General features: G+C 56.6%; 17 protein-coding genes. 10 read left to right on the forward strand and 7 right to left on the reverse strand.

The window, feature by feature from the left end; all coding sequences use genetic code 11:
* Positions 1-2 precede the first annotated feature (2 nt).
* The 6 genes from nuoJ to F3I47_RS08385 all read left to right on the forward strand — a co-directional run bounded on the left by nuoJ (position 3) and on the right by F3I47_RS08385 (position 6,467).
* On the forward strand, positions 3-554 hold the full coding sequence (gene nuoJ / locus F3I47_RS08360; RefSeq protein ID WP_009089036.1) for an NADH-quinone oxidoreductase subunit J: 552 nt from the start codon (positions 3-5) through the stop codon (positions 552-554).
* Positions 551-853 carry an NADH-quinone oxidoreductase subunit NuoK gene (gene nuoK, locus F3I47_RS08365; protein ID WP_003854236.1) on the forward strand — a complete coding sequence of 101 codons (303 nt, stop codon included), beginning with the start codon at positions 551-553 and terminating at the stop codon, positions 851-853. Before nuoJ ends, nuoK begins: the two co-directional genes overlap by 4 nt.
* The gene (gene nuoL / locus F3I47_RS08370; RefSeq protein WP_150028888.1) at positions 850-2,685 is read left to right on the forward strand and encodes an NADH-quinone oxidoreductase subunit L; all 1,836 of its coding nucleotides are present in this window, start codon (positions 850-852) and stop codon (positions 2,683-2,685) included. The genes nuoK and nuoL overlap by 4 nt, the downstream gene beginning before the upstream one ends.
* Positions 2,686-2,895: 210 nt before the next feature.
* Positions 2,896-4,416: an NADH-quinone oxidoreductase subunit M gene (nuoM, locus tag F3I47_RS08375; protein ID WP_009089040.1), complete on the forward strand. Its 1,521-nt coding sequence runs from the start codon at positions 2,896-2,898 to the stop codon at positions 4,414-4,416.
* Positions 4,417-4,422: 6 nt separating this feature from the next.
* Positions 4,423-5,880: an NADH-quinone oxidoreductase subunit NuoN gene (gene nuoN / locus F3I47_RS08380; RefSeq protein ID WP_150028887.1), complete on the forward strand. Its 1,458-nt coding sequence runs from the start codon at positions 4,423-4,425 to the stop codon at positions 5,878-5,880.
* A 128-nt stretch (positions 5,881-6,008) separates the two neighbouring features.
* Positions 6,009-6,467 carry a GNAT family N-acetyltransferase gene (locus F3I47_RS08385; protein WP_058957787.1) on the forward strand — a complete coding sequence of 153 codons (459 nt, stop codon included), beginning with the start codon at positions 6,009-6,011 and terminating at the stop codon, positions 6,465-6,467.
* 32 nt (positions 6,468-6,499) lie between these two features.
* Here F3I47_RS08385 and F3I47_RS08390 read toward each other — a convergent pair whose 3' ends face one another.
* On the reverse strand, positions 6,500-8,158 hold the full coding sequence (locus tag F3I47_RS08390; protein WP_033736167.1) for a glucan biosynthesis protein D: 1,659 nt from the start codon (positions 8,156-8,158) through the stop codon (positions 6,500-6,502).
* A gap of 334 nt (positions 8,159-8,492) precedes the next feature.
* Here F3I47_RS08390 and elaB point away from each other — a divergent pair, with 334 nt between their 5' ends.
* On the forward strand, positions 8,493-8,804 hold the full coding sequence (elaB, locus tag F3I47_RS08395) for a stress response protein ElaB (protein WP_009089050.1): 312 nt from the start codon (positions 8,493-8,495) through the stop codon (positions 8,802-8,804).
* A gap of 196 nt (positions 8,805-9,000) precedes the next feature.
* Positions 9,001-10,197, forward strand: coding sequence for a nicotinamide mononucleotide deamidase-related protein YfaY (locus tag F3I47_RS08400; RefSeq protein WP_150028886.1), 1,197 nt, complete (start codon positions 9,001-9,003; stop codon positions 10,195-10,197).
* A gap of 272 nt (positions 10,198-10,469) precedes the next feature.
* Here the strand turns inward: F3I47_RS08400 and yfaE are convergent, their stop codons facing one another.
* The 4 genes from yfaE to ubiG all read right to left on the reverse strand — a co-directional run bounded on the left by yfaE (position 10,470) and on the right by ubiG (position 15,452).
* Complete coding sequence (gene yfaE / locus F3I47_RS08405; RefSeq protein WP_009089055.1) at positions 10,470-10,730, reverse strand: class I ribonucleotide reductase maintenance protein YfaE; 261 nt, start codon at positions 10,728-10,730, stop codon at positions 10,470-10,472.
* Positions 10,731-10,732: 2 nt separating this feature from the next.
* Positions 10,733-11,863, reverse strand: a complete 1,131-nt coding sequence (gene nrdB, locus F3I47_RS08410) for a class Ia ribonucleoside-diphosphate reductase subunit beta (RefSeq protein ID WP_009089058.1) — start codon at positions 11,861-11,863, stop codon at positions 10,733-10,735.
* 75 nt (positions 11,864-11,938) lie between these two features.
* On the reverse strand, positions 11,939-14,224 hold the full coding sequence (nrdA, locus tag F3I47_RS08415; protein WP_009089060.1) for a class 1a ribonucleoside-diphosphate reductase subunit alpha: 2,286 nt from the start codon (positions 14,222-14,224) through the stop codon (positions 11,939-11,941).
* 502 nt (positions 14,225-14,726) lie between these two features.
* A complete protein-coding gene (gene ubiG / locus F3I47_RS08420; protein WP_009089062.1) occupies positions 14,727-15,452 on the reverse strand; it encodes a bifunctional 2-polyprenyl-6-hydroxyphenol methylase/3-demethylubiquinol 3-O-methyltransferase UbiG in 726 nt (241 codons plus the stop codon).
* Positions 15,453-15,629: 177 nt separating this feature from the next.
* Here ubiG and gyrA point away from each other — a divergent pair, with 177 nt between their 5' ends.
* On the forward strand, positions 15,630-18,296 hold the full coding sequence (gene gyrA / locus F3I47_RS08425; protein ID WP_111207499.1) for a DNA topoisomerase (ATP-hydrolyzing) subunit A: 2,667 nt from the start codon (positions 15,630-15,632) through the stop codon (positions 18,294-18,296).
* 553 nt (positions 18,297-18,849) lie between these two features.
* A complete protein-coding gene (gene rcsC, locus F3I47_RS08430; protein ID WP_058957783.1) occupies positions 18,850-21,702 on the forward strand; it encodes a two-component system sensor histidine kinase RcsC in 2,853 nt (950 codons plus the stop codon).
* Positions 21,703-21,745: 43 nt separating this feature from the next.
* Here rcsC and rcsB read toward each other — a convergent pair whose 3' ends face one another.
* Entirely contained in the window at positions 21,746-22,396 is a 651-nt protein-coding gene (gene rcsB, locus F3I47_RS08435; protein ID WP_009089068.1) for a response regulator transcription factor RcsB, read from the reverse strand.
* A gap of 1 nt (position 22,397) precedes the next feature.
* Entirely contained in the window at positions 22,398-25,055 is a 2,658-nt protein-coding gene (gene rcsD / locus F3I47_RS08440; RefSeq protein WP_150028885.1) for a phosphotransferase RcsD, read from the reverse strand.
* Between the last annotated feature and the right edge of the window lie 10 nt (positions 25,056-25,065).

The raw sequence follows: 25,065 nt of genomic DNA on the forward strand, positions 1-25,065 counted from the left end.
GCATGGAATTTGCGTTTTATCTTTGCGGACTGGTGGCGGTGCTGACGACGTTGCGCGTCATTACCCACACCAATCCGGTACATGCGTTGCTGTACCTGATCGTTTCGCTGTTATCGATCGCCGGCGTCTTCTTCTCAATGGGAGCCTATTTTGCGGGTGCGCTGGAGATCATCGTCTATGCCGGCGCAATTATGGTGCTCTTCGTCTTCGTTGTGATGATGCTGAACCTGGGCAAACAGACGCAGAAACAGGAGCGTGAGTGGCTCAGCCCCTCACTCTGGATCGGTCCGGGCCTGGTGTCGCTGCTGCTGCTGGTGGTGATGGTCTACGCCATCCTGACCGCTAATGACCAGGGTATTGACGGCACGATCATCGACGCTAAAGCGGTCGGTATCAGCCTGTTTGGTCCGTACGTCCTCGCGGTAGAGCTGGCGTCGATGTTGCTGCTGGCCGGTCTGGTCGTGGCCTTCCATATCGGTCGTGAAGAGCGCCAGGGTGAAGTCCTGAGCAACCGTCCTGCTGACGCCGCACAGGCGAAAAAGGAGAGCGCATGATCCCGTTACAACATGGATTGATTCTGGCTGCCGTGCTGTTTGTCCTTGGACTCACGTCGCTGGTTATCCGCCGCAATCTGCTGTTTATGCTGATCGGCCTGGAAATCATGATCAACGCCGCCGCGTTAGCCCTGGTGGTTGCCGGGAGCTATTGGGGTCAGGCCGACGGACAGGTGATGTATATCCTGGCTATCAGCCTGGCAGCAGCGGAAGCCAGTATTGGTCTGGCGCTGCTGCTTCAGCTCTATCGTCGTCGTCAGACGCTGAACATTGATACTGTGAGCGAGATGCGCGGATGAATCTTCTCAATTTAACTGTCTTGTTTCCGCTAATCGGCTTTCTGCTGTTAGCGTTTTCCCGCGGTCGCTGGTCAGAGAACCTGTCGGCCACGATTGGTATGGGATCGGTAGGCCTGGCGGCCCTGACCACAGCGATGATCGGTTTCGACTTCTTCGCTAACGGTCAGCAGGCTTATACCCAGTCGCTCTGGACCTGGATGCATGTCGGCAACTTCGACATGAAGGTGAACCTGGCGCTGGATGGCCTGTCGCTGACGATGCTGTCTGTGGTAACCGGTGTGGGTTTCTTCATTCACATGTTCGCCTCCTGGTACATGCGGGGTGAAGAGGGCTACTCCCGCTTCTTCGCCTACACCAACCTGTTTATCGCCAGCATGGTGGTTCTGGTGCTGGCCGATAACCTGATGCTGATGTATCTGGGCTGGGAAGGGGTAGGCCTCTGCTCCTATCTGCTGATCGGTTTCTACTACAGCAATCCGGAAAATGGCAAAGCGGCGATGAAAGCGTTCATCATCACCCGCGTGGGCGACGTCTTCCTGGCATTCGGTCTGTTCATCCTCTACAACGAGCTGGGCACGCTGAACTTCCGTGAGATGATGGCGCTGGCACCGGCGCACTTTGCCGCAGACAATCATATGCTGCAGTGGGCAACCCTGATGCTGCTGGGTGGTGCGGTCGGTAAATCGGCTCAGCTGCCGTTGCAGACCTGGCTGGCAGACGCCATGGCCGGTCCGACACCGGTTTCAGCACTGATCCACGCCGCGACCATGGTCACCGCGGGCGTCTACCTGATTGCCCGTAGCCACGGTCTGTTCCTGCTGACGCCGGAAGTGCTGCATCTGGTAGGGATTGTCGGGGCGATTACCCTGGTGCTGGCGGGCTTTGCTGCGCTGGTACAGACCGATATCAAACGCGTGCTCGCTTACTCCACCATGAGCCAGATTGGCTACATGTTCCTGGCACTCGGTGTTCAGGCGTGGGATGCGGCGATTTTCCATCTGATGACGCACGCCTTCTTTAAAGCGTTACTGTTCCTCTCCTCTGGTTCGGTCATTCTGGCCTGCCATCATGAGCAGAACATCTTCAAAATGGGCGGCCTGCGTAAAAGTATTCCGCTGGTCTACACCTGCTTCCTGGTGGGTGGCGCGGCCCTGGCGGCCCTGCCGCTGGTCACCGCGGGCTTCTACAGTAAAGATGAGATCCTGTTTGGCGCACTGGTTAACGGTCACATCAATCTGATGGTGGCCGGACTGGTCGGGGCATTCCTGACCTCAATCTATACCTTCCGCATGATCTTTATCGTGTTCCACGGCGAAGAGAAAATTCATGCGCATGCCGGTAAGGGGATTACCCATCATCTGCCGCTGATTGTGCTGCTGCTGCTCTCCACCTTTATTGGTGCGCTGATCACGCCACCGCTGGCGGGTGTCCTGCCAGCCAGTGAGTTCGGCGAAGCGGGCAAAGTGGGACTGGAAATCACCTCAGGCGTTGTCGCGATTGTCGGCATTCTGATCGCTGCCGCGCTGTGGCTGGGCAAACGTGAGCTGGTCACCCGGATTGCAAACAGTGCACCTGGCCGTTTCTTCGGCACCTGGTGGTTTGCAGCCTGGGGCTTCGACTGGCTCTACGATAAAGTGTTCGTCAAACCTTACCTGGGTATTGCGTGGCTGCTGAAGCGCGACCCACTGAATGGCCTGATGAACCTGCCTGCACTGCTGTCACGTATTGCCAACAAAGGCCTGGTCGTCAGTGAGAATGGCTACCTGCGCTGGTACGTTGCGTCAATGAGCGTGGGTGCCGTGCTGGTGCTGGCTCTGCTGCTGGTGATGTAAAGATTGATGAGCGGGGCAGGTTAGTTAATCTGCCCATTGAGAATGTCAAAAATTGTCCTGAGCAAGGGCGTTATCGTCGCAGCCAGTTTGGTTTCCGCCAGCGCGCAGCAACCGCAGCATACTGAAGTATGTGAAGATTGCGAGCACTGCCGGGAAGCAAAGTGGCCAGTAAGATAGCCCGAACTAAGACAAAGAAAAGGGAAGTGTGCCGTGTTATTACCTTGGCTAATTATCATACCCTTCGTCGGCGGTCTGATCTGCTGGCTGACCGAGCGCCTCGGCGCGAAGGTGCCACGCTGGATCGCGCTGATCACCATGGGGCTGACGTTGGCGCTTTCACTGCAACTCTGGTTGCAGGGAGGCTATTCACTGACGCAGGCAGCGGGCATTCCGCAGTGGCAGTCAAGTTTCTCCGTTCCGTGGATCCCACGCTTCGGCATCAGCTTCCATTTAGCTATCGACGGTCTGTCGCTGCTGATGGTGGTGCTGACCGGCCTGCTCGGTCTGATGGCGGTGCTCTGCTCCTGGAATGAGATTGAAAAGTATCAGGGCTTCTTCCACCTCAACCTGATGTGGATCCTGGGCGGCGTCATCGGTGTGTTCCTCTCCATCGATATGTTCCTGTTCTTCTTCTTCTGGGAAATGATGCTGGTGCCGATGTATTTCCTCATCGCGCTCTGGGGTCATAAAGCCTCCGATGGCAAAACCCGTATTACCGCTGCAACCAAGTTCTTTATCTACACCCAGGCGTCAGGTCTGGTGATGCTGATTGCGATTCTGGGACTGGTGTTTGTCCACTTCAACGCAACCGGCGTCTGGACGTTCAACTATGAGCAGCTGCTGCAGACGCCGATGACACACGGTGTTGAATATCTGCTGATGCTGGGCTTCTTTATCGCTTTCGCGGTGAAAATGCCGGTGGTGCCGCTGCACGGCTGGCTGCCGGACGCACACAGTCAGGCGCCGACGGCGGGTTCTGTTGACCTGGCGGGCATCCTGCTGAAAACCGCAGCGTATGGCTTACTGCGTTTCAGCCTGCCGCTGTTCCCGAACGCCTCGGCGGAGTTTGCGCCTGTTGCCATGTGGCTGGGCATTATCGGGATCTTCTACGGTGCCTGGATGGCGTTTTCGCAGACCGATATCAAGCGTCTGATTGCCTACACCTCGATTTCACACATGGGCTTTGTGCTGATTGCTATCTACACCGGCAGCCAGCTGGCGCTGCAGGGTGCGGTGATCCAGATGATTGCGCACGGGCTCTCGGCTGCCGCGCTCTTCATCCTGTGTGGTCAGCTGTATGAGCGTCTGCATACCCGTGATATGCGTCAGATGGGTGGACTCTGGTCACGCATCAAATGGATTCCGGGCCTGTCGCTATTCTTTGCTGTCGCCAACCTGGGGATGCCGGGTACCGGTAACTTCGTCGGCGAATTCATGATCCTGACGGGCAGTTTCCAGGTGGTGCCGACGATTATCATCATCTCCACCTTTGGTCTGGTGTTCGCCTCCGTTTACTCGCTGGTCATGATGCAGCGCGCCTACTACGGCGAAGCGAAATCAAAAGATCCGCTGCCAGGCATGTCACCGCGTGAGTTCATGACCATCGGGGTTCTGGTGGTCCTGCTGGTGCTGCTGGGCGTCTATCCACAGCCGATTCTGGATACTTCGCACGCTGCCATGAGCAATATTCAGCAGTGGTTTACCGCTTCAATTTCAACTACAAGGCCGTAATTCGCCATGACAATAACTCCTCACCAATTGATTGCGTTGCTGCCGCTGTTAATCGTCGGATTGACGGTGGTGGTTGTGATGCTGTCCATTGCCTGGCGACGCAACCACTTCGTTAACGCCACGCTAACGGTCGTTGGCCTGAACCTGGCGCTGCTGTCGCTCTATTTTGTCGGTCAGGTCGGCGCAATGGATGTCACGCCGCTGCTGCGTGTCGATGGCTATTCGATGTTTTACACCGCGCTGGTGATGCTGGCGAGCCTGGCGACCTGCACCTTTGCCTATCCGTGGCTGGCCGGTTTCCCGGACAACAAAGATGAGTTCTACCTGCTGGTGCTGATTGCGGCCCTGGGTGGCATCGTGCTGGCCAGTGCCAACCATCTGGCGGCGCTGTTCATCGGGATTGAGCTGCTGTCGCTGCCGCTGTTTGGTCTGATTGGCTATGCGTTCCGCCAGAAACGTTCGCTGGAAGCGGCGCTGAAATATACCATTCTTTCCGCGGCGGCCTCCTCGTTCCTGCTGTTTGGTATCGCGCTGATCTACGCCGACTCCGGTAACCTGAGCTTCGTTGCGCTGGGTCAGAGTCTAACCGACAGTATGATTCAGGAGCCCCTGCTGCTGGTTGGGCTGGGCATGATGATCATCGGTCTGGGCTTCAAACTTTCGCTGGTTCCGTTCCACCTCTGGACGCCTGATGTCTATCAGGGTGCGCCCGCGCCGGTGTCGACCTTCCTGGCGACCGCCAGCAAGATCGCCATCTTCGGTGTCATCATGCGTCTCTTCATGTATGCGCCGGTGACCGACAGCGAGGCCGTTCGCACGGTACTGGGCCTGATCGCCTTCGTATCGATCCTGTTCGGTAACCTGATGGCGATTTCGCAGAGCAACATCAAGCGTCTGCTGGGTTACTCTTCCATCGCCCACCTGGGTTATCTGCTGGTGGCGCTGATTGCGGTGAAAGATCATGAGCTGTCGATGGAAACGTCCGGGGTTTATCTGGCCGGCTACCTGTTCAGCAGCCTGGGCGCGTTTGGTGTGGTCAGTCTGATGTCCAGCCCGTATCGTGGCCCGGATGCGGACTCGCTCTACTCCTACCGTGGCCTGTTCTGGCATCGTCCGATTCTCTCTGCGGTGATGACGGTGATGATGCTGTCGCTGGCGGGTATCCCGATGACGCTGGGCTTTATCGGTAAATTCTACATCATCGCTTCCGGCGTCAGTGCCCACCTGTGGTGGCTGACCGGTGCCGTGGTGGCGGGCAGTGCGATTGGCCTTTACTACTATCTGCGCGTCACGGTCAGTCTTTACCTCAGCCCGCCAGAGCTGCACACCCGCGATACGCCAGCAAACTGGGCGTTTACCGCCGGTGGTGTGGTCGTGCTGATCTCCGCCATTCTGGTGCTGCTGTTAGGGGTCTACCCGCAGCCCCTGATCAGACTGGTGATGATGGCTCAGCCGCTGATGTAAGCGGAATGACGCTCTGATGAATCAGGCCTCCGGGCCTGATTTTTTTTGTCTGCCATTGACCTGTCATCTGTAAACCGCGACGTTATGACCTCGTCGCTATAACCCATCCGGCCTTCTCAGGAGAAATCATGGATATTTGCTGGCTCGATAAACACCATCGTGAACTCACGCCCGCCGAACTCTATGCGCTGCTGGCGCTGCGCAGTCAGGTCTTTGTGGTGGAGCAGCAGTGCGCCTATCTGGATGTGGATGGCAGAGATTTACAGGCAGAAAACCGCCATCTGCTGGGGATGGCCGGTGACCAGCTGGTGGCCTATGCGCGCCTGCTGTCTCCGGAAGAGGCCTCTGGCCCGGTAAAAATCGGCAGGGTGATCGTGTCCGATCGGGTGCGCGGTGCGCAGCTGGGACGTCGTCTGATGGAGCAGGCGGTCAGCCGTTGTCAGCAGCACTGGCCGGGCCGCGACCTGTTTCTCTCTGCGCAGGCGCATCTGGAGAACTTCTACGGGCAGCATGGTTTTGTGGCGACAGGGGAGGTCTATCTGGAAGATGGGATCCCCCACGTCGATATGCTGAAGGTCGCGCCATAAAAAAGGCGAGGCCGGAGCCTCGCCTGTTTACATCAGCCGACCGTCATCTGGCGGTCATCGACATATTTCCGCTGATCCGGCGCAGGTGGGAAGTATTGATAGAGCCAGGTTTCGCTCAGCGTCTCCTCTTTGGTGCGCAGGAAGAGGCGCATCTCGACCGGCGCGGTCGAGTCGCTGTTCGGATACCAGTCAAACAGAATGCGATAACCCTTCAGCGGATCGACATACAGAATTTCGACCTGTTTCACGCTACCGGACGACACGGTAATGACCGGCTCGATGCCTTTCGGCGCGGCAGCCTGCAAATCACCCCCGATGAAATCAATGGCGAAGCGGCGGCACCAGGTTTCCGGGAAGTGTTCGCCAGGCGCCCAGCCTTCCGGGAAACCGCCGATACCGGTGCGGGTGGCGTCAACGCGCGCCAGACCGCTGCGCACCGGCGGCAGACCACTCCAGTAGAGCTTGTAGGAGAAGTTCAGCTCGCTGCCCGCTTTGACCGGTTCTGCGGGTTGCCAGAAGCAGACCACGTTATCCAGCGTTTCGCCGGTCGTCGGGATCTCCATCAGGTTAATCGCACCTTTGCCCCATTTGCCGACCGGCTCCACCCACAGGCTCGGACGCTTGTCATACCAGCCAATCACATCCTGATAATCTTTAAAGTCGTGATTAAGCTGGAGCAGGCCAAAGCCACGCGGATTCTCATCTTCATAGGCGTTGAACTGCAGTCGCTGCGGATTGTTCAGCGGACGGGCAATCCATTCCCCTTTACCGGTCCACATCGCCAGGCGATCGGAGTCATGGATTTGCGGATGGTAGGTGTTGCACATGCGGCGTTCATTCGTGCCGCAGCTGAACATGCTGGTCATGGGCGAGATGCCAATCTGGCGGATCTCTTTGCGGGCAAACAGGTGGTTTTCCACCTCCATCACCACGCGTTTCTCTTCGCAATGGATGATGAACTTGTAGGCACCGGTGACGCTCGCGCCATCCAGCAGGGCGTAGCAGGTAAAGGTGGTATCTTCCGCCTTTGGCGTTTCAAACCAGAAGGCCGTGAAATCGGGGAACTCTTCCTGACCGTTGCTGAAGGTGTTGATCGCCACGCCGCGTGCCGAGAGGCCGTACTGGTAAGTATCGTCAACCGCACGGAAGTAGCTTGCGCCGAGGAAGGAGACGATATCCCGGCGAGCCAGTTCCGGTTTCTTAAAGGCGCGGAAACCGGCGAAGCCCAGGTCGGTTTTACCCTCCAGCTGCTTTGTATCGACCTTCGCATCGTTATAGTTAAACAGTTCAGGACGGAAGTGGATTTCGCGCGCCTCGCGGCTGGCACTGTCAACCGAGAACATGCGGATGCGGCGCTTGAAGCCCATGCCGACGTGGAAGAACTGCACGTCCAGCTGACGGTCGGGCAGGTTGTTCCAGAGCGAGTGATTCGCGTCATACTGAATTTCGTTGTACGCCTGCGGCGTCAGCGTTGCCAGTGTCTCCGGCAGTGCGCCTGGCGCGCCGCCCCAGGGTTGCTTCGCCAGCGCGGCCGCTTTTTTCTTCAATACGTCGAAATCGAAGCGTACTGCGGTTCCGTCAGCAATGCCATCTTCTGCCCAGGCGGATTGCGCAAACAGCGTTGACAGGCCGGTCATGCCGCTGACGGCGGAGAAGGCCATTGACGCTTTCATAAACATTCTTCGATTCATGCCAGAGATCATTCCTTAGCTGTTCGAGGGTGTCGTGACTGTCGTGCAAAATGCACTTTCATGGCCCGATAATCACAGGCAACAGAGGGGTACGACAGCAGGGTAACTGGAAAATTCAGTTCCGTTAAAATTTATCAGATTAATCAAAGAAGCGAAGCGAAATTGCGTCTCTGCCGCTGCGTCTTACGCATCTTTGCACAGGGAAGGGCGCGCTGCCTGACGCTGGCTCGGTTAACAAATGAAAAATCAGGTGATTCCTGGCGCAGGAAATCGGCAGAGCGTCAGATTGTGGCTATAGTTAATGAACTGCTTTGCAATTCACACGGAGGAAACGATGGTAAACCAGACAAATCAATTCGAAACGGGCCTCGATGACGATATTGCGTTACTGACGGAAACGCTGGAAGAAGTACTGAAGGCATCCGGTGATCCGGCTGACCAGAAGTACATCGAGCTTAAAAGCAAAGCCGAACAGGCGCTGCACGATGTGAAATCACGTGTCAGCCAGGCGTCCGATAGCTACTACTATCGTGCAAAACAGGCCGCTTACCGTGCCGACGATTACGTGCACGAAAAACCCTGGCAGGGTGTTGGCATCGGCGCTACCGCCGGTCTGATCCTGGGGCTGCTGCTGGCGCGTCGATAATCGCGACGCCCTGACAGTCATTAAACGGCGGGTCTCACCCGCCGTTTTTGTTTTTCCTGTACGCACGGCCCGCCTCCGCAAATCCTCGTTTTTCTCTTTCCGGCCTGAAGCGCCCTGTGCTCTCGAGGGGAATGCGCATTGTGTTTCTCTGATGGAGTTCCTAAAGTAAAGCAAACGTTAAAAAGGAGAATGCGACGTGATCAGAGTAGAGATGCTGTCAACCGGGGATGAGGTGCTGCATGGCCAAATCGTCGATACCAACGCGGCCTGGCTGGCGGATGTGCTATTTCAGCACGGCCTGCCGATGACCAGCCGCACCACGGTCGGGGATTCTCTCGATTCGCTGATCGCGACGCTGCAGGCGCGCAGTCACGAGGCGGATGTGCTGATCGTGAATGGCGGGCTGGGGCCGACCAGTGACGATCTCAGTGCGCTGGCGGCGGCTCAGGCCTGTGGCGTGGAACTGGAGATGCAGCAGGGGTGGCTGGAGCAGATGGAAGCCTGGTTTGCCAGCCGGGGACGGGTGATGGCGGCGAGTAATCGCAAGCAGGCCGAGATCCCGGCCAATGCAGAACTGATTGATAATCCGGTCGGCACCGCCTGTGGCTTTGCCCTGCAGCTCAATCGCTGCTGGATGTTTTTCACGCCCGGCGTTCCCTCTGAGTTTAAAGTCATGGTGGAGCAGCAGATCATTCCGCGCCTGAAGGCGAAGTTTACGCCGCCCGAGCCGCCGGTCTGTCTGCGACTGACGACCTTTGGTCGCGGCGAAAGCGATATCGCCGCTGAGCTGGAGTCGCTGCCGCTGCCCGAGGGTGTGGTGATGGGTTATCGCTCCTCCATGCCGATTATCGAGATCAAACTCACCGGCCCGGCAAGTCAGCGTGTGGCGATGGAGCAGGCGTGGCAGCAGGTTCGGCTGCTGCTGGCGGAATGCACCATTTTTGAAGGCACCGAAGGGTTACCAGCCCTGCTGGCCCGTGAACTGACGCAGCGCGGTTCAGCGCTGGCGATCAGTGAGCAGTACACCGCCGGACTGCTCTACTGGCAACTGGCTGCTGCCAGTGTGCCGTTGCGCGGTGCAGACATTCTGCCTTCCCGTCCTGAGACGCTTGAGCAGCAGGTTGCCCGCACCGGTCAGCTCGCCGCGCAGCAGCAGGCGGCGCTGGCGCTCTCTGTCGGCAGTCTGGATCAGGAAGAGATAGCGATTGCCCTGTATACTCCGGAAGGCAGTGTCGGACAGCGGGTGAAATTCAGCACCGGTCGTCATAACCTGGAGACGCGGCAGAAGGTAGTGGCAATGATGGCGATGAACATGCTGCGCCGCTGGTTGCACGGCAGCGAAGTCAGCACCGGTCACGGCTGGATTGATGTGGTTGAAACTATCAGACAGTGAGAACAGGGAAAATAAAACGGGCGCCTGAGGCGCCCGTTTTATTCTGACTGCTGGCCAGATTAGCCCTGATGGCTGCCAGATCGAGCCTGCGCAGGGAACCCGGTCAGATCGGAAAGACGCAAACAGCGTCATCCCTGACAGCTCGTCCCGCGCCGTCCATGGCGCGGGACGCTTTCCTTTTCTGACCGGGTTCCCTGTGCTTTTACTTAGCCATTGCGGTGAGTTTCACCCGCATTCAGGCAGCGTCGCAGTCAGAGAGATAGCTACCTCAGTTACAACTCAAGCTCAATCTCGCCTTTGGCTTTGCAGCAGCAGGGCAGGATCTCATCCTGCTGCACAAAGGCCAGCGGCTTCTGCGGGTAGTGCACTTCACCCTTCAGCAGCCGCATCCGGCAGGAGCCGCAGTAACCTTCGCGGCACTGGAACTCCACGCAGAGATTGTTGGCTTCCAGCAGCGTCAGCAGATTCGTGTGCTCGTCCGTGCATTCCAGCCGGGTGCCGGAGCTGCGCAGAATAACAACGTCGCGGCTCATGATTACAGCTGGAAGTCGTCGAAGTCGTTAGCGCCCACTTCAGAGTCAATCTGACCCACCAGATAGGAGCTCACTTCCACTTCCTGCGGCGCAACCTGAACGTTGTCAGACACCAGCCAGGAGTTGATCCACGGAATCGGGTTTGACCGCGTCTGGAACGGCAAATCAAGGCCCACCGCCTGCATACGGATATTGGTGATGTACTCAATGTACTGGCAGAGAATATCTTTATTCAGGCCGATCATTGAGCCGCCGCTGAACAGATAGTCTGCCCACTCTTTCTCCTGCTCGGCGGCCTTCTTAAACAGCTCGAAGCACTCATCACGGCACTCTGCCGCAATCTCTTTCATCTCCGGATCGTCTTCACCGCTGCGCAGCAGGTTCAGCATATGCTGGGTGCCGGTCAGGTGCAGCGCTTCATCGCGGGCGATCAGCTTGATGATTTTGGCGTTGCCTTCCATCAGCTCACGCTCTGCGAAGGCGAATGAACAGGCGAAGCTGACATAGAAGCGGATGGCTTCCAGCGCATTGACGCTCATCAGGCAGATATAAAGCTGCTTCTTCAGGGCGCGCAGGCTGACGACAACCGTTTTGCCGTTGACCTGATGCGTGCCTTCACCCAGCTGATGCCAGTAGTTGGTCATCTCAATCAGATCGTCGTAATAGCGTGAGATATCCTGAGCGCGCGCCAGAATCTGCTCGTTGGTGACGATATCATCAAACACCAGCGCCGGATCGTTCACGATATTACGGATAATGTGGGTGTAAGAACGGGAGTGAATCGTCTCGGAGAAGGCCCAGGTTTCGATCCAGGTTTCCAGCTCAGGGATCGAGATCAGTGGCAGCAGCGCGACGTTCGGGCTGCGGCCCTGGATCGAATCCAGCAGCGTCTGATACTTCAGGTTGCTGATAAAGATATGCTTTTCATGTTCCGGCAGCGCCTGATAGTCGATACGGTCGCGGGACACGTCGACCTCTTCGGGACGCCAGAAGAAAGAGAGCTGCTTTTCGATCAGCTTTTCAAAGATGTCATATTTCTGCTGGTCGAAGCGCGCCACGTTGACCGACTGACCGAAAAACATCGGCTCTTTCAGCTGATCATTTTTGTTCTGTGAGAAGGTGGAGTAAGCCATAAAAGTTGTCCAAAAAAAGAGGAAGCGAAGTGGCCTCGTGAAATGAATGAGGCGGGAGAATCTCCCGCCTGGCCATTAGATTTTACAGGCGCCGCTCTCGCAGCCATCATCCTGGATAGAAGGTGCCAGGTCATCCTGAGCATCTTCCGCACCGTCACGGGTGTTCTGATAGTAGAGCGTTTTCACGCCGAACTTGTACGCCGTCAGCAGATCTTTCAGCAGTTGCTTCATCGGCACTTTACCGTTGGCAAAGCGGGATGGATCGTAGTTGGTGTTAGACGAAATCGCCTGGTCGATGAATTTCTGCATCAGACCCACCAGCTGCAGATAGCCATCGTTGTTCGGCATTTCCCACAGCAGCTCATACTGATCTTTCAGACGCTCATACTCCGGCACCACCTGACGCAGGATGCCATCTTTCGAGGCTTTAATGCTGATGTGACCGCGTGGCGGCTCAATGCCGTTGGTGGCATTGGAGATCTGTGACGATGTCTCAGACGGCATCAGCGCTGACAGCGTCGAGTTGCGCAGGCCGTGAGTTTTGATCTCTTCACGCAGGCTTTCCCAGTCGAGATGCAGCGGTTCGTTGCTGATCGCGTCCAGATCTTTCTTGTAGGTGTCGATAGGCAGGATGCCCTGCGCATAGGTGGTTTCGTTGAACCACGGGCAGGCACCTTGCTCTTTCGCCAGCGCGTTTGAGGCTTTCAGCAGGTAATACTGAATGGCTTCAAAGGTCTTGTGCGTCAGGCCATTGGCGCTGCCGTCGGAGTAGCGCACACCGTGCTTCGCCAGGTAGTAAGCGTAGTTGATCACGCCGATACCCAGGGTACGACGACCCATCGCGCCACGCTTCGCTGCCGGGATGGGGTAATCCTGATAGTCGAGCAGGGCGTCAAGCGCACGCACCGCCAGGGTCGCGAGCTCTTCCAGATCGTCGAGGCTGTCAATGGCACCCAGGTTGAACGCAGAGAGCGTACACAGGGCGATTTCACCGTTCTCGTCGTTCACATCTTCCAGCGGCTTAGTCGGCAGCGCGATCTCCAGGCAGAGGTTAGACTGGCGAACCGGCGCGATGCTGGCATCAAACGGGCTGTGGGTGTTGCAGTGGTCAACGTTCTGAATGTAGATACGGCCGGTTGAGGCGCGTTCCTGCATCATCAGAGAGAAGAGATCGACCGCTTTGACACGCTGTTTGCGGATGCTCTGATCCTGCTCATATTTGGTGTAAAGGCGCTCAAACTCATCCTGATCGGCGAAGAAGGCGTCATACAGACCCGGGACATCAGACGGGCTGAACAGGGTAATCTCTTCCCCTTTCAGCAGGCGCTGGTACATCAGTTTGTTGAGCTGCACGCCATAGTCCATGTGGCGCACGCGGTTGCCTTCAACACCACGGTTGTTTTTCAGCACCAGCAGACTTTCGATTTCCAGATGCCACATCGGGTAGAACAGCGTGGCGGCACCGCCGCGAACGCCGCCCTGAGAACAGGACTTCACCGCAGTCTGGAAATGTTTGTAGAACGGGATACAGCCGGTGTGGAACGCTTCACCGCCGCGGATCGGGCTGCCCAGCGCACGGATGCGACCGGCGTTGATGCCGATACCGGCACGCTGAGAGACATATTTCACGATCGCGCTGGAGGTGGCGTTGATTGAGTCCAGGCTGTCGCCGCACTCGATCAGGACACAGGAGCTGAACTGACGCGTCGGGGTACGCACGCCCGACATGATAGGTGTCGGCAGGGAGATCTTAAAGGTCGAAACCGCATCATAGAAACGTCTGATGTAATCCATGCGGGTGTCGCGCGGATAGCCAGAGAAGAGGCAGGCGGCGACCAGGATGTAGAGGAACTGCGCGCTCTCGTAGATTTCACCGGAGACGCGGTTCTGCACCAGATATTTGCCTTCCAGCTGCTTCACGGCAGCATAGGAGAAGTTCATGTCGCGCCAGTGGTCGAGGAACTCGTCCATCTGTGCAAACTCTTCCGGGCTGTAATCTTCCAGCAGGTGGCGGTCATATTTGCCGAGGTCCACCATTTTGACGACCTGGTCATAGAGCTTTGGTGGCTCAAACTGACCATACGCCTTTTTGCGCAGGTGGAAGATTGCCAGGCGGGCAGCCAGGTACTGATAGTCAGGGGCATCGCGAGAGATGAGGTCTGCTGCGGCCTTGATGATGGTCTCATGAATGTCAGAGGTCCTGATGCCATCATAGAACTGAATATGGGAACGCAGCTCCACCTGTGACACTGAGACGTTGTTCAGCCCTTCAGCTGCCCAGTCCAGCACACGGTGAATTTTGTCGAGATCAATGCGCTCCTGGCGGCCATCGCGTTTAGTAACGAGCAGACTCTGGTTCATGTCGCGTTTTTACCTTTGCGTGAGTATCCAAAAATTAAAAGAAATCCCGGTTTATACACAGCATATTCATTGTGAATAATATGTGGATAAACACAACATCTAGGGGGTGATGGGAAAACCTGCAACTACATGGAGGCATATTTTAGTATTTTGCGGCGGGTTAACAAGAGCAAAAAATGATGACGGGAGGGGTTGTAATTCTGGCGAAAATTTTTAGCCCACGCCTTATAAGGCCTGACACCCTGTCAACCCGATCACACTTTTTTTTGTTAATTTGATCGGACGCGTATTTCTTATTCAATCCTCAGATGTGCGCAGAAAAAGGGATGAAAATTGCGCAAAAGCCGCTAGCGCTCTGCGGCTCTGGCAGAAAAGGCGGGCGGACAGGTGAAATCTGTCAGGGCCAGCCTGAGCTAAGTGACTGGCAGATATGAGAATGGTGTGGCGGTCTGAGCGGCTGCGCGGGGAGAAGGCCCGCCGGAGAAAGAGGCGGGCCAGAGACTTAGCGGGCGCGGTGGGTGTGCACCATATAATTGACGTCGGTGCCGGGTGCCAGTTTGAAGCGGTTGGTCACCGGGTTGTAGTGCAGGCCAATGATGTGACGTTCACGCAGGGTGGTCTCATCGACCCAGCCGAGCAGCTCAGAGGGACGGATAAACTTTTTCACGTCATGGGTGCCGCGTGGCACCATGCGCAGCACATATTCTGCGCCGAACACCGCCAGCAGCCAGGCTTTGGGATTGCGATTCAGCGTGGAGAAGAAGACCTCGCCGCCCGGCTTAACCAGCTGCGCACAGGCGTGCACCACCGAGCGCGGGTCCGGAACGTGCTCCAGCATCTCCATGCAGGTCACCACATCATATTTTCCAGCATTCTCTTCCGCATGCGCTTCTACGGTCTGCTGCACGTAGTCCAGCGTGACGCCGCTCTCAAGGGCATGCAGACGTGCGACCGCCAGAGGTTCCGCTCCCATGTCCAGTCCGGTCACTACCGCACCTTCGCGCGCCATGCTCTCGGCTAAAATGCCGCCGCCGCAGCCGACGTCTAGCACGGTTTTACCAAACAAACCGTTGCTGTGCTCCGCGATATAGCCCAGGCGAAGCGGGTTAATGCGGTGCAACGGTTTAAATTCACCCTCCAGATCCCACCAGCGCGAGGCAACGGCCTCAAACTTGGCAATTTCCTGTGCATCGACGTTCTGCTGATGATTCTGCGGTTGTGCATTCATTGAATCGTAACTCCTGACAAAATGTCCCCACAGTATAAACGCTTAACCGCCGATGGCACACCTTTCAGGCACAAGGAAAAGCGGGTGAAATCGGTGGTTAACGTTCACCAGAGCATTGCAGTGTGATATACTTTCGCACCTTTAAAATCCGGGATTAAGTAGAGGGATAGCGGCTCCATGAGCGACCTTGCGAGAGAAATTACACCGGTCAATATCGAAGAAGAATTAAAGACTTCTTACCTCGATTACGCCATGTCGGTCATCGTTGGCCGAGCTTTACCCGATGTGCGTGACGGCCTGAAGCCGGTGCATCGTCGCGTACTCTTTGCGATGAGCGAACTGGGTAACGACTGGAACAAACCCTATAAAAAATCTGCCCGCGTCGTCGGTGACGTTATCGGTAAATATCACCCGCATGGTGATTCCGCCGTTTACGACACCATTGTACGTATGGCCCAGCCTTTCTCCCTGCGTTACATGCTGGTGGACGGACAAGGCAACTTCGGCTCCATCGATGGCGACTCTGCCGCGGCGATGCGTTATACCGAAGTCCGCATGTCAAAAATCGCCCACGATCTGTTAGCTGACCTGGAAAAAGAGACCGTCGATTTTGTGCCGAACTATGACGGCACAGAGCAGATCCCTGAAGTTCTGCCGACCAAAATCCCTAACCTGCTGGTTAACGGTTCCTCCGGTATCGCCGTGGGGATGGCAACCAATATTCCGCCGCATAACCTGCGCGAAGTGATTAACGGCTGCCTGGCCTACATTGAAGATGAGAACATCAGCATTGAAGGGCTGATGGAGCACATTCCGGGACCTGACTTCCCGACCGCCGCCATCATCAACGGCCGCCGTGGCATTGAAGAAGCGTACCGCACCGGACGCGGTAAGATTTATATTCGTGCGCGTGGCGAAGTGGAAGCGGATGCCAAAACGGGCCGCGAGACCATCGTCATTCACGAGCTGCCTTATCAGGTCAACAAAGCCCGCCTGATCGAGAAGATTGCAGAGCTGGTGAAAGAGAAGCGTGTCGAAGGCATCAGCGCGCTGCGCGATGAGTCTGACAAAGATGGCATGCGCATCGTGATCGAGATTAAGCGTGATGCGGTCGGCGAAGTGGTGCTGAATAATCTCTATTCACTGACTCAGCTGCAGACTTCGTTTGGTATCAACATGGTTGCCCTGCATCAGGGTCAGCCGAAGATTATGGCGCTGAAGGAGATTCTGGAAGCCTTTGTTCGCCATCGTCGTGAAGTGGTGACGCGCCGTACCATTTTTGAACTGCGTAAAGCCCGTGACCGTGCGCATATCCTTGAAGGTCTGGCGATTGCGCTGGCGAATATCGATCCGATCATCGAGCTGATCCGCCGTGCGCCAACGCCGGCAGAAGCAAAAGCGGGTCTGATTTCGCAGGCGTGGGATCTCGGTAACGTGTCAGCGATGCTGGAGCGTGCCGGTGATGACGCCGCCCGTCCGGAGTGGCTGGAGCCGCAGTTTGGCATCCGCGACGGTCAGTACTACCTGACCGAGCAGCAGGCTCAGGCGATTCTGGATCTGCGTCTGCAGAAACTGACCGGCCTTGAGCACGAGAAGCTGCTGGATGAGTATAAAGCGCTGCTGGATCAGATCGCCGGGTTGCTGCTGATTCTGTCGAGCGCTGAACGTCTGATGGAAGTGATCCGCGAAGAGCTGGAGCTGATGCGCGATCAGTTTGGTGACGATCGTCGCACCGAGATTACCGCGAACAGCGCGGACATCAACATCGAAGACCTGATCAATCAGGAAGACGTGGTGGTGACGTTGTCGCATCAGGGCTATGTGAAGTATCAGCCGCTGAGTGACTACGAAGCGCAGCGTCGTGGTGGTAAAGGCAAGTCAGCGGCACGCATCAAGGAAGAGGACTTCATTGATCGTCTGCTGGTGGCCAATACCCACGATACGATTCTCTGCTTCTCCAGCCGTGGCCGTCTCTACTGGATGAAGGTTTATCAGCTGCCGGAAGCGAGCCGTGGTGCGCGTGGACGTCCAATCGTCAACCTGCTGCCGCTGGAAGCGAACGAGCGTATTACGGCGATTCTGCCGGTTCGCGAGTATACCGAAGGCTTCAATATCTTTATGGCGACCGCGCTGGGCACCGTGAAGAAGACCGCGCTGAAAGAGTTCAGCCGTCCGCGCAGCGCCGGCATTATTGCCGTGAATCTGCGTGACGACGATGAGCTGATCGGTGTGGCGCTGACCAACGGTAATGACGAAGCGATGCTGTTCTCCGCCGCCGGTAAAGTGGTGCGCTTCGCCGAGAGCGCTGTGCGTGCCATGGGCCGAACCGCGTCAGGTGTTCGCGGTATCAAGCTGGCTGAAGGCGATCGCGTAGTTTCTCTGATTGTGCCGCGTGAAGAGGGTGCGATTCTTACCGTGACGCAGAATGGTTACGGCAAGCGTACCGCCAACAGCGAATACCCGACCAAGTCGCGTGCGACGCAGGGTGTGATTTCAATCAAGGTGACCGATCGTAACGGTCCGGTGATTGGCGCTGTTCAGGTGGTGGATAGCGATCAGATTATGATGATCACCGATGCCGGTACGCTGGTGCGTACCCGCGTTTCAGAAGTCAGCGTCGTGGGTCGTAATACCCAGGGTGTGATTCTGATCCGCACCGCAGAGGATGAGAATGTGGTCGGATTGCAGCGTGTCGCCGAGCCGGTTGAAGAGGAAGAGCTGGATTCAATCGACGGCAGCGTGGCGGAAGGCGAGGATGATATCGCGCCTGAAGCGGATTCTGACGATGAAGAGATTGCACCGGAAGCGGAAGATGAAGACGACGCGGCTGAAGACGACGAGTAAGTTGTCTGGCATAAGCTGAGGTTCGTTGCAGAAACGGCAGGTCAGGGGAAACCCGGCCTGCCGTTTTTTTATGCGGTGTGCAAGGTAGCCTGTGGCGGCGGTGAGGCCGCTGCGATCGAAAGGCTTTTCTCGGCGGGGTATGGTGTCGCTTCAGGCCGTTGCGATCGAAAGGCCCGCCATGCCCGATCGCAAAGGATTCCCGCATCCCAGCGGATCGGCCACGCCATCCCTGGCGTGGACGCTTTGCTCTTCGGGCATGGCAAGCCTTTCTCGCCGGGATAGGGTGTTGCTTCAGCTCTTTCTGGCTGGGATGTGGTGTTGCTTCAGCTCTTTCTGGCTGGGATGTGGTGTCGCTTCAGCTCTTTCTGGCTGGAAAACGGTTTCGCTTCAGGCGGGGGATGGGGGACGTCAGGCGTGACGGCAAAAGCTGTCCGAAAAGCGTCCCAAACTGCCTGCCGGGCCTTCCGCTGGCTGGCTTTTTTCGCCCGATGAAGCTAGTGTATGGGCAATAAAAATTGATGATGCGATTAACCTTGCCAACTGCGAGTTCCCTTTGAAATATCCTGTCTCTTTCCGCACTACGCTTCGCATCTCGCGCTATCTTTTCCGCGCGCTGGCGCTGCTAATCTGGACGCTGGGCGCTGTTCTTACCGCGTTTTACATCATCAGCGTGCTGCACAATAAAGAGACGCAGGTTCGTCAGGAGTTTGCCAGCAACTACGGCACGATACAGTGGTATGTGCGGCACTCCGCCGACATGATGCGGGAGCTGAAATATATCACGGAGAACCGGCTGACGAATGCCAGCAACGGCATGGATGCGCTGACCGGCATGATCCCGGGTAAAACGACCCAGCCGCAGTTTACGCCGCTGTTTTCAGATGGCGACTGCACCGCCATGAGCAACACCTGGCGCAACTCGCTCGACTCCCTCAGTTATTACATCAACTACTGGAAAAGCAACTTCGCCTCCTCGTATGAGCTGAACCGGGTGTTCTTTATCGGAGGGGAAAGCCAGTGTCTGGCCGACTTCACGATTGGCAGCAGCACCGCCGATCGGGAGCGCAGCCTGAAATCGCTGCGTGAGAATGTGCTGCGCTACCGTAACAGCAACGAAGAAGAGCGCCGCAACCCGATGTACTGGATCAACAGCAGTGCTCAGCCGGGTGTCGGCACCTTCTACATGGTGGTGCCGGTCTACGTGGCCAACAAGTTGCAGGCGCTGCTGGGCGTCGAACAGAATATCCGCCTGGATGAGTTTATTCAGCCGGGCAGTCTGCCAATCATCGCCTCGATTACCGACGAAAATTATCGTCCACTGCTCAATTCGCGCCGGGGCGGGCTGGGCTTCTCGCTCGACAGTCTGCCCGATGACAAAACCTGGTTCGGTTATCTGAATGGTTACCGTCAGCTGGTGCTGAAAAAGCCGCTGCCGCCTTCCGATCTCAACGTCGTGTGGTCGATACCCACCGACGTGATGATGGATCAGCTGAAGCTGATGATCATCAATGCGCTGCTGCTCAATGTGTTCAGCGCCATCATTCTGTTTACGCTCGCCTGGCTGTTTGAGCGCCGGATGTTCCTGCCCGCCGAGGAGAATGCGCACCGGCTGGAGGAGCATGAGCAGTTCAACCGTAAGATTGTGGCCTCGGCGCCGGTGGGGATCTGTATTTTACGCACCAGCGACGGCACCAATATTCTGAGTAACGAGCTGGCGCACAATTACCTGACCCTGCTGACCCAGGAAGATCGCCTGCGGCTGAATGAGATTATCGGCGGCCAGCAGGTTAACTTTGTTGATGTGCTCACCGGCAGCAACACCAACCTGCAAATCAGCTTTGTCCATTCGCGCTATCGCAATGAGAACGTGGCGATTTGTGTACTGGTGGACGTGTCGGCCCGTGTCCGCATGGAGCAGTCGCTGCAGGAGATGGCCCATGCGGCAGAGCAGGCGAGCCAGTCGAAGTCGATGTTCCTTGCCACCGTCAGCCATGAGCTGCGCACGCCGCTCTATGGGATTATCGGTAACCTCGATCTGCTGCAGACCCGGCAACTGCCCAGCGGGATCGACTCGCTGGTGACGGCGATGAACAACTCCTCCAGCCTGCTGCTGAAAATCATCAGCGATATCCTCGACTTCTCTAAAATTGAGTCAGAGCAGCTGAAGATCGAGCCGCGTCCGTTTGCACCGCGTGAAATCGTGACCCACATCGTCGGCAACTATCTGTCGCTGGTGGTGAAGAAGCGGCTGACGCTCTACTGCTTTATCGAACATGACGTTCCGCAGGTGCTGGATGGCGATCCGCTGCGTCTGCAACAGGTGATCTCCAACCTGCTGAACAACGCCATTAAGTTCACCCACACCGGCTGTATTATCCTGCACGCCTACGTCTCGCAGGGCTATCTGGCCTTCCGGGTGCGCGATACCGGGGTCGGGATTCCGGCGAAAGAGCTGCCGCGCCTGTTTGATCCCTTCTTCCAGGTCGGGAATGGCGTGCAGCGCAATTTCCAGGGCACCGGGCTGGGACTGGCGATCTGTGAAAAGCTGATCAATATGATGGACGGCGACATTGAGGTCGACTCAGAGCCGGGCATGGGCAGTCAGTTCATTGTGCGTATTCCCGTCTACAAAGGGCAGAAGCCGTCGCTGATGCTGCTGGAGGATTTGCAGGAGAAGAAAATCTGGCTGGCGATGCGCAATGATTATCTGGCGGCGTTTATCACGCGTCAGATGCAGCAGCAGGGGATTCAGGTTGCGGATTATAACGGCAGACCGGGCCCCGACGATGTGGTGATGACCGATTACGAGCTGGAGATCGATTTACCGCTGCGGGCGCTGGTCACATTTGATGGATCGCATGTGGATATGCCGCGTGAACGTCAGCCTGGACGCTGGGTTCATTCGACCGCCACACTGCATGAGGTGCCGGCGCTGCTGGCGCGAATCTATCGCATCTCCCTCGGCCACGACGCGGCAGATGCGCTGCTGCTGGCTGGCCCGGTGGAAGAGAAGATTCACAACGATGACATCATGGTTCTGATCGTCGATGACCATCCGATTAACCGCATGCTGCTTTCAGAACAGCTCGGCACGCTGGGGTATCAGGTGAAAACCGCCCAGGATGGCGTCGATGCGCTTAACGTGCTGAGCCGCAATGAGATCGACATCGTACTGACCGACGTGAACATGCCGAACATGGATGGGTATCGCCTGACGCAGCGGTTGCGTCAGCTGGGGCATCTCTTCCCGGTCATCGGCGTCACGGCAAATGCGCTGGCCGAAGAGAAGCAGCGTTGTATGGACGCGGGCATGGATAACTGCCTGTCGAAACCGGTGACGTTAGATGTGCTGAAAAGCACGCTGGCAATCTATGCTGAGCGGGTGCGTAAAACGCGCATGAAGTAGGGCAGAGGGGAGGCGGTGCAGGCTGCACCGCCTCAGCGATCGATTAGTCTCTTTCGACCTGGGTCTGGCTGACAGAGGAGAGGTAGTTCAGCAGGGCAATATCGTTATCCACGCCCAGTTTCATCATCGCTGATTTCTTCTGGCTGCTGATGGTTTTGATACTGCGGTTCAGTTTCTTGGCAATTTCTGTCACCAGGAAACCTTCTGCGAACAGACGCAGCACTTCGCTCTCTTTCGGTGACAGGCGCTTGTCGCCGTAACCGCCCGCGCTGATTTTCTCCAGCAGTTTCGCCACGCTTTCCGGCGTATATTTCTTGCCTTTCTGCAGGGCTGCCAGCGCTTTCGGCAGGTCGGTTGGTGCGCCCTGTTTCAGCACGATGCCTTCGATGTCGAGATCAAGCACAGAGCTCAGGATCGCCGGGTTATTGTTCATCGTCAGAACAATAATGGAGAGATCCGGATAGTGGCGTTTGATGTATTTAATCAGCGTGATGCCGTCGCCATACTTCTCACCAGGCATAGAGAGGTCGGTGATCAGGACGTTAGCATCCAGCTTGGACAGATTGTTGATCAGTGCTGTTGAGTCTTCGAACTCACCTACAACGTTGACCCATTCAATTTGTTCCAGAGACTTTCGGATACCGAAAAGGACAATTGGATGGTCATCGGCAATAATTACATTTAAGTTATTCATCTTATTGGTTACCTTGCTGCAGCAGTTGATTGACGTAAGCGTCAATATCACTGGTGGTATTTGTAATGTTTGAATCGTCACACGCTTTAATGTGGTGTTCTAACTCTTCACAAAGCTGTTTGCCGGGAGACAGGTTGAGCATGGCAAACACGCCCTTCAGGCGATGCGCTGTCTGAGCAAGCGAGTCGTAGTCCTTTTCTGCTGACTCAGTATACAGTCTCTTCACATCAACCGGTACTGTCTCGGTAAACAGCTGGAAATAGCCGCCGCTCATCAATGGCGTGGCTGTGTCGTCTTCCCTGTCATTATCCATCACATCATGCGACAGTTGCTTCTCAATCAGGGCCAGCAATGCATCCAGCAGCGCATTACTGAGATTGAAATTGACCCGATACTGCTGGTCGTTCAGTGCATGGTGACCGAGCTCATCTTCCGCCAGCAGCAGTGCCCAGCCGCTCAGCTTCGACGGATCGTCGGTTACCAGCACGTCGTGATCCTGTCCGGAAATACGCTCGTCCGGGGTGAGACAGCGCGCTCCCCAGTTTTCCAGATGGCGGCAGACGATTTTATGGACATCCTCCACGGTGATCTCCATCAGGGCGGTGACCCCATCCAGAATTTTTTCCTCTTCTTCTTCCTGCTTCTGCTCCAGTGCCATCGGCAGCTGCATATTATAGCGGGTGCCGATATCCGCTTTCGCGACGATATCCAGACTGCCCCCCATCTGCTTGCAGAGCTGTTTACAGAGGAAGAAGGCCATGCCTGACGCCTGACCGTATCGATCCTGGCTGGTGTCGCCCAGGAACGGGAAATCGACATTCGCCAGCTCATCCACGGTCAGGCCCGCGCCGGTATCAACCAGTTCGATGATGAGTCTATCGGCCTGTTTATTCGCAACCTTAACTTCCAGGGTAATTTTTCCCCAGCGGGTGGTGGTCAGCGCATAGTGCATCAGGGTGGTCAGCACCTTACGCAGGGCGCGACGGTCGCCAAAGCGCATCTCATCATTGGCCAGATGGTTATTCACCACCAGTGACAACCCTTTGCGACGCATCAGCGGCAGGCTTTCCAGTGCGATCTCATCCAGCAGTTCCTGCAGGTTGAAGATGGTGGCATCCGGTGACCAGTCGTGCGCCTCCAGCCGGTTCAGCAGCACAATATCATCCACCAGCCGCGCCAGCCCCTGGCTCTCATCAAGCAGGTCGAGCACGGATTCATCGGCATCCCGCTGGCTGAGCTGCACCAGCTGCGCCACGATCTTCTCCAGCGGCTGATTCAGCGCATGACCGAGATTGTGCAGCAGCTGCTGACGCATCTGATGGTTGCGATCCAGCACCTGCTGCGCTTTCTGCAGCTTCTTGTTCACCAGCAGTTCGCGATCCTGGTCACGCATCATAAACAGCTGGGTATGGGGTGAGAGCACGCTGCGGGCGTGGCGAATCTCATACACTTCGTTATTGATGGTAGCCTGCAGAACGCCCTGATGCTGGTCGGACATATTAATAATCTTCTGCAGATTGAGGTGCGGCAGAAGATGCTCTGCAATTTTGTTGCTCAGAAGGGTGCGGTTGCTGGCAAAGTCATAGACCAGCAGGCCCACCGGCAGGCTGCCCACAATCTCTTCATTCAGTACCCGAAGCGAGTCGAGTTCCGCGCTCTGGTTCTCACTGGGGCGCAGGGACTGCTGACGCAGCAGCATCACACCGCCCAGCGACAGCAGGAACAGCAGCAGGTTGATCAGCAGCGGCCAGAGCAGGTTGTGCAGCGTGTCGACGATCAGGCGGGTAATCGGCACCTGATAGACCAGCTGCAGCGGGGTGCTGGGCAGCGTGGCAGCAATCTCGACGTTCGGGTTAACCAGCGAGATGTGCGTATTTTCCACCTCCTGCTGTTCACTGCTGGCAGAGGGCATTGAGCTGTCCTGGCGCAGCTGGAAATTCTCCAGCGGCATATTCTGCGGCACCAGATCGTTCACCGGCAGATCAAAGGCGACCACGGTGGCCAGGTGGCCCGGCTGATTAAAGGTGGTGCGCAGCGTGAAGTAGTGATCGTTCTGGAAGGCGAGGTGACGCAGGGGCGAGAAGCTCTCACGCTCGTCCAGCGCGTTCGCCTGCTGCAGCATTTCAGCGCGACGGCTGTCCACCATTGAACTGATGGCGCTCTCTTTGTAGCGCGTCGCCATATCCTTCAGCGGCAGCGTGGAGATCATGATCAGGCTATTGTCCTGACCATTTAAAAAGTACATCGACCAGGTCGGGTTTTCCGCGCCCCAGAGCGTATCCAGATAGTTGGACATCCGCATGGTCATATCCAGCGTGCTGCTGTCATGCGATCCGAAGATCAGCGCTTCGGTCTTGCGGCGGGTTTTTTCCAGATAGTAGACGTCAGGACGCAGGCGCGTCTCCTGCAGGCTGCTGCCCGGAGGCGTTCCTGCCGCACTGGTGGAGAGGTTTTCATAGATCTGCCAGGTGGCAAAGCGATAGGCGTCGATACGCTTCTGAACGTCGCGGGCCAGATCGTCCATGGCATAGCGTTTTCCGGTGAGCCAGGCATTCACGGAGTTCTGCACCATAAAGCCCAGCGCCAGCAGCAGCACCAGATTGAAAACCACAAAAAAGCGGGTGACATTGCCGGATGTCAGTGGAAACTTATACAACATAGCGTGTCAG

It is taken from the genome of Pantoea sp. M_10, assembly GCF_008631515.1.
GTDB lineage: Bacteria > Pseudomonadota > Gammaproteobacteria > Enterobacterales > Enterobacteriaceae > Pantoea > Pantoea anthophila.

Excerpts from the sequence above, each read along its gene's own strand:
- yfaE (WP_009089055.1), bottom strand. The coding sequence starts at position 10,730 with ATGAGCCGCGACGTTGTTATTCTGCGCAGCTCCGGCACCCGGCTGGAA.
- elaB (WP_009089050.1), top strand. The coding sequence starts at position 8,493 with ATGGTAAACCAGACAAATCAATTCGAAACGGGCCTCGATGACGATATT.
- nrdA (WP_009089060.1), bottom strand. The coding sequence starts at position 14,224 with ATGAACCAGAGTCTGCTCGTTACTAAACGCGATGGCCGCCAGGAGCGC.
- nuoN (WP_150028887.1), top strand. The coding sequence starts at position 4,423 with ATGACAATAACTCCTCACCAATTGATTGCGTTGCTGCCGCTGTTAATC.
- nuoJ (WP_009089036.1), top strand. The coding sequence starts at position 3 with ATGGAATTTGCGTTTTATCTTTGCGGACTGGTGGCGGTGCTGACGACG.
- ubiG (WP_009089062.1), bottom strand. The coding sequence starts at position 15,452 with ATGAATGCACAACCGCAGAATCATCAGCAGAACGTCGATGCACAGGAA.
- rcsD (WP_150028885.1), bottom strand. The coding sequence starts at position 25,055 with ATGTTGTATAAGTTTCCACTGACATCCGGCAATGTCACCCGCTTTTTT.
- gyrA (WP_111207499.1), top strand. The coding sequence starts at position 15,630 with ATGAGCGACCTTGCGAGAGAAATTACACCGGTCAATATCGAAGAAGAA.
- nuoK (WP_003854236.1), top strand. The coding sequence starts at position 551 with ATGATCCCGTTACAACATGGATTGATTCTGGCTGCCGTGCTGTTTGTC.
- F3I47_RS08385 (WP_058957787.1), top strand. The coding sequence starts at position 6,009 with ATGGATATTTGCTGGCTCGATAAACACCATCGTGAACTCACGCCCGCC.
- nuoL (WP_150028888.1), top strand. The coding sequence starts at position 850 with ATGAATCTTCTCAATTTAACTGTCTTGTTTCCGCTAATCGGCTTTCTG.
- nrdB (WP_009089058.1), bottom strand. The coding sequence starts at position 11,863 with ATGGCTTACTCCACCTTCTCACAGAACAAAAATGATCAGCTGAAAGAG.
- F3I47_RS08390 (WP_033736167.1), bottom strand. The coding sequence starts at position 8,158 with ATGAATCGAAGAATGTTTATGAAAGCGTCAATGGCCTTCTCCGCCGTC.
- rcsB (WP_009089068.1), bottom strand. The coding sequence starts at position 22,396 with ATGAATAACTTAAATGTAATTATTGCCGATGACCATCCAATTGTCCTT.